The organism is Campylobacter sp. CFSAN093259 (assembly GCF_012889985.1).
GTDB classification, from domain to species: domain Bacteria; phylum Campylobacterota; class Campylobacteria; order Campylobacterales; family Campylobacteraceae; genus Campylobacter_D; species Campylobacter_D jejuni.
Genome location: NZ_CP040617.1, coordinates 644,103 through 655,961, shown reverse-complemented (window position 1 = coordinate 655,961; position 11,859 = coordinate 644,103). Strand labels below are relative to the sequence as shown.

Annotated in this window: 12 protein-coding genes; 2 read left to right on the top strand and 10 right to left on the bottom strand. The window is 29.8% G+C overall.

What is annotated here, in order from left to right:
* The first annotated feature begins 21 nt into the window (after positions 1 to 21).
* The gene (locus FBF20_RS03535) at positions 22 to 1,575 is read left to right on the top strand and encodes a peptide MFS transporter (RefSeq protein ID WP_002890721.1); all 1,554 of its coding nucleotides are present in this window, start codon (positions 22 to 24) and stop codon (positions 1,573 to 1,575) included.
* Positions 1,576 to 1,590: 15 nt separating this feature from the next.
* Positions 1,591 to 3,381, top strand: coding sequence for an aminopeptidase P family protein (locus FBF20_RS03530; protein ID WP_002852238.1), 1,791 nt, complete (start codon positions 1,591 to 1,593; stop codon positions 3,379 to 3,381).
* Positions 3,382 to 3,501: 120 nt separating this feature from the next.
* On the opposite strand, the gene mrdA is transcribed toward FBF20_RS03530, so the two are convergent.
* Genes mrdA through cbrR form a run of 10 tightly spaced genes read right to left on the bottom strand, consistent with a single transcriptional unit; the run spans position 3,502 to position 11,790 of the window.
* A complete protein-coding gene (mrdA, locus tag FBF20_RS03525) occupies positions 3,502 to 5,307 on the bottom strand; it encodes a penicillin-binding protein 2 (protein WP_002890720.1) in 1,806 nt (601 codons plus the stop codon).
* On the bottom strand, positions 5,308 to 5,802 hold the full coding sequence (locus tag FBF20_RS03520) for a membrane protein (RefSeq protein WP_002852364.1): 495 nt from the start codon (positions 5,800 to 5,802) through the stop codon (positions 5,308 to 5,310).
* Positions 5,799 to 6,395 carry a ribosome biogenesis GTP-binding protein YihA/YsxC gene (gene yihA, locus FBF20_RS03515; RefSeq protein ID WP_002852258.1) on the bottom strand — a complete coding sequence of 199 codons (597 nt, stop codon included), beginning with the start codon at positions 6,393 to 6,395 and terminating at the stop codon, positions 5,799 to 5,801. Before yihA ends, FBF20_RS03520 begins: the two co-directional genes overlap by 4 nt.
* Positions 6,392 to 6,853, bottom strand: a complete 462-nt coding sequence (locus tag FBF20_RS03510) for an LptA/OstA family protein (protein ID WP_002852252.1) — start codon at positions 6,851 to 6,853, stop codon at positions 6,392 to 6,394. The genes yihA and FBF20_RS03510 overlap by 4 nt, the downstream gene beginning before the upstream one ends.
* The gene (locus FBF20_RS03505; protein WP_002855039.1) at positions 6,835 to 7,350 is read right to left on the bottom strand and encodes a membrane protein; all 516 of its coding nucleotides are present in this window, start codon (positions 7,348 to 7,350) and stop codon (positions 6,835 to 6,837) included. Before FBF20_RS03505 ends, FBF20_RS03510 begins: the two co-directional genes overlap by 19 nt.
* Positions 7,341 to 7,829, bottom strand: a complete 489-nt coding sequence (locus tag FBF20_RS03500) for an HAD-IIIA family hydrolase (RefSeq protein WP_002858506.1) — start codon at positions 7,827 to 7,829, stop codon at positions 7,341 to 7,343. The genes FBF20_RS03505 and FBF20_RS03500 overlap by 10 nt, the downstream gene beginning before the upstream one ends.
* A 5-nt stretch (positions 7,830 to 7,834) precedes the next feature.
* Positions 7,835 to 8,662: a septal ring lytic transglycosylase RlpA family protein gene (locus FBF20_RS03495; protein WP_002890712.1), complete on the bottom strand. Its 828-nt coding sequence runs from the start codon at positions 8,660 to 8,662 to the stop codon at positions 7,835 to 7,837.
* The gene (locus tag FBF20_RS03490) at positions 8,622 to 9,740 is read right to left on the bottom strand and encodes a lytic transglycosylase domain-containing protein (RefSeq protein ID WP_002890711.1); all 1,119 of its coding nucleotides are present in this window, start codon (positions 9,738 to 9,740) and stop codon (positions 8,622 to 8,624) included. Before FBF20_RS03490 ends, FBF20_RS03495 begins: the two co-directional genes overlap by 41 nt.
* Positions 9,740 to 10,555: a TatD family hydrolase gene (locus FBF20_RS03485; protein WP_002852210.1), complete on the bottom strand. Its 816-nt coding sequence runs from the start codon at positions 10,553 to 10,555 to the stop codon at positions 9,740 to 9,742. The genes FBF20_RS03490 and FBF20_RS03485 overlap by 1 nt, the downstream gene beginning before the upstream one ends.
* On the bottom strand, positions 10,546 to 11,790 hold the full coding sequence (cbrR, locus tag FBF20_RS03480) for a bile resistance response regulator CbrR (RefSeq protein ID WP_002870095.1): 1,245 nt from the start codon (positions 11,788 to 11,790) through the stop codon (positions 10,546 to 10,548). Before cbrR ends, FBF20_RS03485 begins: the two co-directional genes overlap by 10 nt.
* Between the last annotated feature and the right edge of the window lie 69 nt (positions 11,791 to 11,859).

The window sequence follows — 11,859 nt, the reverse complement described above, 5'->3', positions numbered from 1 at the left end:
AAAATACACAAAGGATATAAATTGAGTAAAAATGTAAAAAATTTAGATACTTCATTTTTTGGACATCCAAAACCACTTTTATCTCTTTCACTTACTGAGCTTTGGGAAAGATTTTCTTTTTACGGAATTCGTCCCTTGCTTTACCTTTTTATGATAGCAAGTTTTGAAAAAAGTGGAATGAACTTAAAACCTGAAGAAGCAAGTGCAATTATGGGAATTTTTGCAAGTTGTTTATATCTTGCTGCTTTGCCAGGTGGATGGCTTGCGGACAATTACTTAGGACAAAAAAGAGCAATTTTACTAGGTGCTTTAACTATAGCATTTGGACATTTGTGCATAGCCTTTTCTTATTTTAACAATAAAATGATTTTTGTTGGTATGGTTTTTTTGGTTATAGGTACAGGACTTTTTAAAACTTGTGCTTCTGTAATGGTTGGAATGCTTTATAAAAAAAATGATGCAAGGCGTGACTCTGGTTTTACTCTTTTTTATATGTGCTTTAATTTTGGTGCTTTTGTAGCTCCTTTAATTTGCGGCTTTTTACAAAAAGAATACGGATGGCATTTTGGTTTTGGTGCAGGTGGGATTGGTATGCTTTTAGCGGTAATTATTTTCTACCTAAAAACTATGCCTGATTTAAAAGAATTTGATGAAAAAGTTGGCATAGACTCTACTTGGGATAGACCAAGCAAAAAAAGCAAAAACGCATTTTACATCATCATTGTATCAGGTATTGTTTTGCTTGGAGCAATATTTTTAATCCTTGGTGGTTTTATAAAATTAGATGCACAAGTTATTAATAAAAATATTATTCTAACTATCTTAGCTTGTGCTGGAATTTATTTTTTATATCTTTTCGCTTTTACTTCTTTAAAAATAGAAGAAAAAAGAAATTTAATTATTTTTATTGTTTTATTTTTAGCGGCTGCGTTATTTTGGTCAGTATATGAGCAACAATACACTTCTTTTAATTTTTTTGCAGAAAAATTAACAGATAAAACCATATTAAATTATGAAATTCCTACAATATGGTTTCAATCTCTTGGAGGTTTATTTGTTATACTTTTTGCACCTTTTAGTGCTTTTATATGGACTATATGTGCCAAAAATAATAAAGAAATTTCATCTATTATTAAATTTGCATTAGGACTTTTGGGTGTAGCTTTGGCATTTTTAATAATGGCTTTAGCTTCAAATCATGCAATTAGTTTAAATGGCGATGCTAATACATTAAGAGAAAATTTAGAAAATTCATCACAAATTATTTTAGTTTCACCTTGGTGTCTTGTCAGTAGCTTTTTGCTTATGGTTTTAGGAGAGCTTTGCCTTTCCCCTGTGGGACTTTCTATAATGACAAAAATTGCACCTAATTTAATTAAATCTCAAGTCATGGGACTTTGGTTTGTAGCAAGTGCATTAGGCAATGCTTTAGCTGGATTCATAGGTGGTAAAGCAAGTGAAGAAAATATAGCTTATTTGCCAAATTTATTTTACCAATGTATGTGGATATTACTTGGTGCTGTTATAATTTTACTTATACTCAAAAAACCTATCAATAAAATACTAAAAAATTAATATTAAGGAGAAAATATGAGTATTTACAAACAAAGAGTATTAGAACTTAGAAGATTAATGAAAGAAAATAATATTGACGCCTATCTCATCTTAAGCGCGGATCCGCATTTGAGCGAATATTTACCAGAATATTACAAAAACAGAGTCTTTATCAGTGGCTTTAAGGGTTCTGTTGGAACAGTTCTTATCACACAAGAAGAGGGCTTTTTGTGGGTAGATGGAAGATATTGGCTTCAAGCACAAAAGGAATTAGAAGGTAGTGGCATACTTTTACAAAAGCAAGATGCTAAAAATACTTTTACCAAATGGTTGGAAAAAAATTTAAGCGAAGATCAAATTTTAGGCATCGATTTTGCACTTTTACCTTTATCTTTGCAAAAAGATTTAAAGATTAATTGCAAGGCAAATTTAAAACATATAGATTTGATAAGTCCACTTTGGAAAGATCGTCCCACTTTACCACAAGAAAAAATTTATGAACACGAACTAGAATACTGCTCTTACTCAAGAAAAGAAAAATTAGCATTAGTGCGTCAAAAAATGAAAAATTTAAATGTTACCTCTCATTTAATCTCCAGCCTTGATGATATAGCTTGGCTTACAAATTTAAGAGGGAATGATGTAAATTATAATCCTGTATTTTTAAGTCATTTGCTAATCTTGGAAGACAAAGCCTTGCTTTTTGTTGATCAGAAAAAAGTAAATTCAGAACTTGAAAAAAAATTAAATTTAGATGGGTTTTGGCTTAAAAATTATGATAAAATCATCATGGAGCTTGAAGAACTTGCAAATACAAATTTGCTTATTGAACCTTCAAAAATGACCGCTTTACTCATAAATTCTTTAGATAAAAGCGTAAAAATCATTCAAGAAATTAATCCAAGCACTCACTTAAAAGCAGCTAAAAATACAAAAGAAATAGCGCATATACAAGATGCTATGATAGAAGATGGAGTGGCTTTATGTAAATTTTTTGCCTGGCTTGAAGAAGCGATAAAAAATAAAGAACTAATAAGCGAATTAGACATAGATGTTAAAGCAAGCGAATTTAGAGCACAAAGCAAGTACTACATAAGTGATAGTTTTGCCACTATAGCAGGCTTTAACGAAAATGCAGCATATCCACATTATAAAGCCACAAAAGAGAGTTTTGCTTATCTTAAAAAAGATGGGCTTTTACTTATTGATTCTGGTGGACAATATAAAAACGGCACAACAGATATTACACGCGTTGTACCAATAGGAAAGGCTAATGCAGAACAAATTCATGACTATACCTTGGTTTTAAAAGCACATATTGCCATTTCCAGTGCAATTTTTCCAAAAGATATAACTATGCCCTTACTTGATGCAATCACACGCGCACCTTTATGGAAAGAACAAATTGACTATATACACGGCACAGGACATGGCGTGGGATATTTTTTAAATGTCCATGAAGGTCCACAAGTTTTATCTTATCTATCCCCTGTGCTTGAAAAAACAAAAGCCAAAGAAGGTATGCTAACCTCCATAGAGCCAGGTATTTATAAAGTAGGTAAATGGGGTATAAGACTTGAAAATTTAGTTATTCATACCAAAGTAGAAAATCCTAAAAATAAAGATTTTGGAGAGTTTTTATACTTTAAACCTGTTACTCTTTGTCCTTTTGAAATATCTTGTATTGATACAAAAATGTTAGATGAAAAAGAAAAAGAATGGTTAAACAATTATCACAAAGAAGTATTTGAAAAACTTTCTCCTAAGCTAGGTGATTATCCAAAAGCTCTAGTTTGGCTTGAAAAAAGAACAAAAGCCATCTTTTAAGATACTTTTGTTAACATAGATAAATTTTCCTTGTATTAAACTTATAATTTGTTTAATACAAGATTTTTAAACCAATTGCTAAAAAAGTTTTTTTTGAAAAACTCAATTTACAACTAAAAATTATTTAAAATATCCAAGTTCAATCATTTTTTGATAAATTTTAGCTACAGTTGCCCCTGAAGTAATATTTCTCCCACCATGTTCCAAAAGAACGGTAACTACATATTTTGGCTTAGAATAAGGAGCATAAGAAGTAAGCCACGCATGAGATCTAGTATAATACTCAAATTGTTTTTCATCAACCCTATTTTTATCTGTTTGTGAAAATCCCACAACCTGAGCAGTTCCTGTTTTTGCTGCAACTTTCACATCAAGATTATGCAAATAACGATAAGAGGTTCCTCCTTGCTCATTAGCAACAGCATACATTGCATCTCTTATATAAGGCAATTGACTCTTTTCAAATAAAGTAAAAATTTCTTTTTTATTTTCATCCATTTGATTTTCTATAGTTGTATTATTATTTTCTATGCTTTTTAAAAAATGAGGTATAACCTCTCCACCTTTTGCGATTTGAGCCGTATATCTAGCAATTTGCATAGGTGTTGCAAGAAAATTACCTTGACCTATAGCTGTATTTAAAGTATCACCTTGAAACCAAGATTGTCTATATCTTTGCATCTTCCATTCTTTGCTTGGTAAAGTTCCTACAAATTCACTAGGTAAATCTACCCCTGTTTTCACTCCAAAGCCAATGCGAGATAAAGTTTCACTTATTTGATCGATTCCAACTTGCAAACTGCCATTATAAAAATAAACATCACAACTATATTTTATCGCATGTTTTAAATCCACAGGTCCATGGCCTGATCGATTCCAACATCTAAAAAACCTGCCTCCAAGCTCAATGCTTCCATTGCAAACATAATGAGTCGACGGGCTAATATTTTTAGAATTTAAAAAAGAAAGCCCTACTCCCATTTTTACAACAGAACCTGGAGGATAATATCCATTTATAAGTTTATTTGTAAAAGGATGATCAAGACTATTTGAAAGCTCATCCCAATCCTTAAAAGAAATCCCTGTTACAAAAGGATTAAGATCATATTCAGGGAAACTCCCTGCAGCTAAAATAGATCCATCATTTACATTCATAATTATAGCAGCTCCAGCATTCCCTTCAAACAATGAAGTTAAATAAGACTGAAGCTCTATATCTATCGTAAGTTCTATATCATTAGACATAGCAGGAGTGTAAGAAAGCTGTTCTACTTCTTGATTTAAGGCATTAACCTTATAAACCCTAGTTCCTTTTTCTCCTTGTAAAATATCATTATAATAGCGTTCTATACCGCTTTTTCCCGTATAGTTAGAAAGTTTTGCTATTTCATTTTCTTGAACATCTTGCAAATTTGCCTTACCTACATACCCAATAATATGCGAAGCCAATTTTCCAAAAGGATATTTTCTTTTTACAACAGGATCTATTTTTATTGTTTTATTAAGATTTAACTCTGAATAATGCGAAATAATCTCATCATAGGGTATAAAATCTACTACTTTAATAAAATCTTGATTATAGTAAGAATCATTTCTCTTATAAATTTCTGCTAATTTACTAGCATTTAAATCGGGAAATAAATTTGTAAGTTCAGATAATTCTTTATCCAAAATTCCTTTATTTGACTTTTTAATACTTAAATAAGGTTTAATAGAAATACTAAAACCCAAATCATTAATAGCCAATAAAGTTCCATTTCTATCTGTAATTTGACCCCTAACAGGTGGTAAAAATTCAGTTTTTATGGCATTTTGTTTAGCAAGCTCTTCATAATATACATTTGATTTTATACTCAAATAATACACACGACTTAATAAAAATATAAAAAACAATAGTATAAATCCAACAACTAAACGCATTCTCATTTAAATTTTACCTTTAAAAAACACATAAGCTAAACAACATTCTATAAAAACTGAAACAATATACGCCCATCCTAAAATTTTAATTTTTTCATCTCCAATATAAGACAATATCATATCCAAAAACAAAATAATGCCGTAAGCACAAAGCACAAAAACAACAGGGATAAATTTACCAATTTTTAAATTTGTCTTAATCCAATCTGCACAAAGATAATAAAAAATAAAAAATGCCAACCAAGATGAAAAAATAAAAAAATTATAAGTTATATCAGTAAAAAATAAAAAAAATAAAGAAAAATACCATCTAAAATCAAGCTTTGAAAAAGTTCTTTCTCTCTCTTCTAGTAAGCAAAACATATAACAGAAAAAAATCCCATAAAGTAACGGGGTATATACAAAAGTCGAACCAAGAATCTGATAAATTAGAAAAAAAAATCCTAAAAAGACATAAGCTCCATTAAATTTTGCTTTATAAGCACTTAAATTTCTTCTCATTTATCAAGACCTAAAGTTTGATTGATAATAATATCTTCTAAAGAATCAAGGCCAAATTTATTCAAATTTGAAACTAAAATAGAGTCTTTAAATTCATTTTTTAACTTAGCTTTTTCACTTTGATTTAATTTATCGCATTTGGTAAAAACTTTTAAAATTTTTTGATCAGGTCGTAAAAATCTTTTCAAATAGTCATTTAAATTTACATCGATCTCTAAATGAGTATGTCTTGAGTCGATTAAATGTATAAATAACTTTATCGAGGTTCTTAATTTTAAAAATTCATCTAAGTTTTGATTCCATATTTCTTTTAAATTTTTAGAAACCTTTGCATAACCAAACCCTGGCAAATCGATAAAATTGATATTAAATTTTTCTTCATTTCTTCTGCAAATTACTTCGAAAAAATTTATAAGCTGAGTTTTTCCAGGAGTTGCCGAACTTTTGGCTAAATTTTTTTGTTTACACAAAGAATTGATTAAAGAACTTTTTCCGACATTAGAACGCCCCAAAAATGCTACTTCACTAAAATTTGAGCTCAAATTCTCATCAAATTTCACTAAAGAAGTGATAAATTTAGCACTAATTATCATTTGTCTTTAAGATCAAACACAAAACGAGCAGGTTTTTGATCCTTACTCTCCACTCGATAAATATTAGCTTTTCTATCGACTATTATTTTATCACCAAAAAGTTTTTGATTGCTTCCAAGCTCATTTATATAAGCATGACCATTAATCTCGTAAGTATCTTTAATAACATTATAAATAAATTTATCTCCACTACCTTTATAAGTTTTACCTTTTAAAACAATCTTAAACCTAGCATTTTGCATTGCTTCATAACGAATAGGTTTGCGATTTTTATCCGTATAAATAATCAATTTTTCAGAATTTAAAATATCATCACCTCTAATTACTTCTACATTTCCACTAAGAATACTTTCACCCTTATTTTCATCTGAGTAAAAATTTAAAGCTTTTACTTCAATTTGAGTTGCCCAAGTTACACTTACACAAACTAACAATAAAATTATTTGTCTTGCAACCACGCGTTTACTCCTTGGATATTTAAAATTTTGTTTTTTACATCATAGTTTAAAGTATTTCCGTTAATAATACTTCCATTGATCAGAGCTTTAAAATTAGTATTTGTGTGTAAAATTTTATCCTTAGGTTGGTATTCTACCTCTTGAGAAATAATTTTGACATTATTAGAACCTATATAAGTAACATTTCCTTCAAACAAAACCTTGCTCATATCTTTATTGAAAAACTCTAAACGATTCGCGCTAAGATTAAAATCTAAATTTAAAGTAATAAAATCATTAAATTCATCTCTATCTGCATATCTCACCCAAGAATTTGCCTTATAATATGCCTTAATTATACTAGTATTACTCTCATAAGCTTTCAAATTTTTAGCCTCAATATTTTTAAAATTTAAAGCATTAGTTTGCAAATTCAAAGAATACGGATCTTGCAAACTTAAAATCGTAAAAGTAATTGTAAAAAGAGCAATTAAAATTCCAAAAATTTTTATAGCCAAAGCTTATTCCATTCTTCTTCTAGATGATTTTTTTCTACTAAAATTTCTATCATCTGTGCTACAGCAGCCTTACCACCTTTTTTGCTAAGCACTATGTCTACATTTAAATCTTTATGACCATCTTTTGGCTTAAAACTAAGTCCTACACTTTCAAGCAAAGCCTTATCGTTAAAATAATCTCCAATAGCCGCACACTGAGAAAAATCTAAATTAAGTTTTTGTAAAATTTCTTTTGCACAAGCTAACTTATCCTTGATACCTTGATATAAAATTTTTATTTTTAAATCTTTAGCTCTTTTTTCAACACAAGGACAATTTCTACCTGTAATAATAGCAATTTTTTTACCAAGCTTTAGCCAAGCCTCGATAGCCGCTCCATCTTTTACATTAAATTCTTTAATAAATTCTCCATTAGAAGTATAAATAATCTTCCCATCAGTTAAACAGCCATCTACATCCAAAAAAATCAATTCTGTCATAATTTCTACTCTCTTACAACAAATGCACCTGCAAATGCACCACTTGCAGCAAAATCCCTTGCTTCATCTTCACTTCTAAAGCCTGTTAAGAAAACGCGATTTAACCCATCCACTGAGCTTGTGCGTATAGTAGAGCTATAAGTTCTATAAGTTTTATATCTTGCTGCTATCGTTTGTGCTCCAGCTGGGTTTTTAAAGGCTCCAATTTGAACCATGAAATTTCCACCTTCATAAATTTGTCCATTATTTGCAATCTCTCCACTATTTCCATAGTTTACATTAGAATGTACAATATTATTACCCGAATTACTTGATCCAAACCCTATAACCTCAAGCCTTACTGGAGCTGTTCCTGAAGCAATCATATCAATTTGACTAGCAGCTCCTTTTGATAAATCTATAATACGATTATTTACAAAAGGACCTCTATCATTCACACGAACGGTAACTTGACGATTGTTATTTAGATTGGTTACTTTTAAGATGGTATTCATAGGTAAAGTTTTATGAGCCGCGGTTAAAGCATTTTGATTATAGGTTTCGCCATTAGAGGTTTTCTTGCCGTGAAAGCCTGGCCCATACCAACTCGCAATACCATCAGCAGTTTCGCCTACTGCTACAACAGTAGGATAATAAGTTTTACCGTTGATAGTATAAGGCTTCATTGTTCCTTTAGTCCCTGAAGAACTAGGACTGCTTTTAAAATCATTTGAAGGATAATACACTTGAGCATTATCCAAGCTAGAAAAAAAACTAGTGCCTAAACAACCACTAAAAAATAAAGCCCCTAGACTAACGGCTGACAACTCTAGTGTAATTGTTTTTATTTGCATTTTTATTCTCCTTGATTGGTATAATTAATTTTTGATTAATGCTAAGATGATTTTTTGCTATTTTATTGAATTCTCGAATTTCATCAACACTTATATTATAATTTTTTGCTATTTTATATAAAGAGTCACCAGACTTAACGGTATAAGTTCTTGTCATAGGTATAGTTGTATCAACCTTCGCAAGTTTTTCTGCTTTAAAATTTTTATCAAAAAATGCTACTTTATTAAGTGGTATATACATATAATACCCTTTACCAGGAGGCGTAAAATTATGTTTAAATTGTGGATTATATTTCTTAAAAGTTGCAAGATCCATATTTAAATTTTTAGCTATTTCTTTTAAAGATGCAGAAGAAGGCACATCAACTTTTGCAAATTCATTGCTTAAAGCATAATTCATTAAAGACGCATCTTTATCTAGTAAAAAATCCCTATCATTAGCTAAAAAAGCAAGCGTTAAAATCTTTCTTATAAAATTTCTAGTTTCTAAAGAAAGATATTTCTTATCAGGGTTCAATAAAACACTTAAATCATCACTTCCTGCTTGCTTGATAGCTTGTCTTAGCTTGCCATTTCCGCAATTATAAGCTAAAAGTGCCAAATACCATTTGCCAAATTCTTCTTTTAACTCTTTTAAATAATTTGTAGCGGCATAAGTTGACTTGACTGGATCACGCCTTTCATCAACATAAGCATCGATTCTTAAACCCAAATTTCTAGCTGTTGGTTGCATAAATTGCCAAACCCCTACAGCCTTGGCATTAGAAACGCTATGAGTTTTCAAGCCTGATTCAACCATAGCTAGATACAAAATCTCATCAGGAACTTCCTGCTGGGCTAAAATTTTTCTTATCATAGGAGTAACTTTTGAAAAATTTTGCATACTATCTATTAAAGTTTGAGCATGTTTTGATTTTATATCTTGTTGAGTTTGCACAAAAATCAAATCACTGATAAAACTTGGATTAATATCTAAATTTCTTAAAACATTCATTTGTCTTTCATAAAATTCAGGAGTATTAATTTGTGCAAAAAGAAAATTAAAACATATTAAAAAACACAATAAAATTTTTTTCATTAATAACCTTTAAAAAATAATTTTTCAGAATTGTTAAAACAAATTTCTAGAAGTTCTTTTCTTGATAAATTCAATACTTCACACATTTTGTTTGCTACAAATTGAGTTAACAAAGGTTCATTTCTTTTACCGCGATAAGGCTCTGGAGTAAGATATGGAGCATCAGTTTCAAGTAGTAGTCTATCTTTTGGAATTTTAGGTAAAATTTCAACTAATTTCTTAGCATTTTTAAAAGTTAAAACTCCCCCAATACCAAAATAAAATCCATCTTCAAAAAGAGTTAGTAAATGTTCGCTTGCATTAAAGCAGTGTAAAACTCCTCCTACAAGATCCTTAGAATACCCATGTAAAATCTCATAAGTATCATGATTTGCTTCTCTTGAGTGAATGATAACAGGTTTTTTAAATTCAATAGCAAGTTCAAGCTGTGCGATAAAAATCTTTTTTTGATTTTCTTTTTCTTTTTGAATTTCTTCAGCAAGATCACTTTTAAAACGGAAATAATCAAGCCCACATTCACCTACAGCTACACACTTTTCATCGCATAAATACTGCCTTAAAATTTTCTCATCATAATTATCAATTTCATAAGGATGCACCCCTGCTGCAAAAAAAATATTTTTATATTTATGAGCAATTGTAGCTGCATAAGGCAAGTCTTTTATATCAGCACCAGGTATGATGATTTTCTCTATACCATTCTTAAAAGCACGATTTAAAGTTTCATCTAAATCATCTTTAAATGCTTCACTGTCTAGATGGCAATGCGTATCAACAATCCTTAAACCATCTTGAAAATCAAGATTTAAGAACATACTTCAACTCTATCCTTGCCGTTATCTTTTGCTTGAGACAATATTTTACTTGCTTTATCAACCAAAGAATCAATCTTATCTCCACTTTTTCCAAAAACCACGCCTATAGAAGCTGTAAAAAAGACTTCATCTAAATTAACTAAAACACCAGCTTTTTTTATATTTACTCGTATACGAGAAAAGATTTTAATCGCTCTTTCTTGAGATATATTTTTAAGCAAAATACAAATTTTTTCTGCACTATATCTACCTACAAGATCTCTTCCTTTAGTTTCATTAACTATTTCATTGGCGCAGATTTTAATTACTTCATCACCAACTTCACGGCCGTATTCATCGTTAATCATTTGAAGATTATCTATATCTAAGAAAGCAAAAGCAAATTCCTCGTCTTTTGTTGCTATTTCGTTAAAATAATCATCTATTCCATCGATTAAAGCATTATAATTTTTAACCCCAGATACAAGATCTAAAACATTATAAGTGCTTAAAAATTTTTTATCATCCATGTAAGATAAACAACGATCTAAGCGACAATTAAAACTTTCTTTGCTTAAAGGCTTAAACAAATACTCATTAACTCCATTTTTAAAAGAATTCGCTTCAAATGAATCATTATGATCCCCCAAAAGAATCACACCTAATTCATCATCACTAAAACGTTCTCTTACTTGAGTCAAAAGCTCAAAACCGCTAATTACTGGCATATTGACATCTGCTATAATAAGCTTAACATCATTATTATCATTTAAATAACTCATTGCTTCTTCGCCATGAGCCGCAGCTAAAACATTAAATTGTCTTTGAGTAAGTATTTTTTTAATTTCATTACGTTCAGGTAGCTTGCTCATAGCTACAATCACTTTAGTTTTTGCATATTGATTAAGTTTTACAATAGAACTAATAATCTCATCAATGCAAGTTTCACTTTCTTTAAAAATATAATCTAATATATCTTTATCCATAAATTTTTCTTTAGTAGCCTTATCACCACTAGCCGTAAGAACAATAGCAGGAATTTTCTTTTCTATAACATAATCCACAACTTCACCATTTGGGGCATCTGGCAAGCATAAATCCACAAAAGCTAAAAAATAATCATTATTCATTAACTCCTTAGCTTCAGCAAAACCAAAAGCAATATCTACCTCATAATCTAAAGTCATTTGAATTTTTTTAGCCAAAAGTTTGCCGAGCATTTTATTGTCATCAATAATTAAAATTTTCTTATTCATAGTGTGTAAAATACCTTTATATCTAAAATTTTTTATTATATTTGTTTCAAAAGAAAGGAAATTTTTATA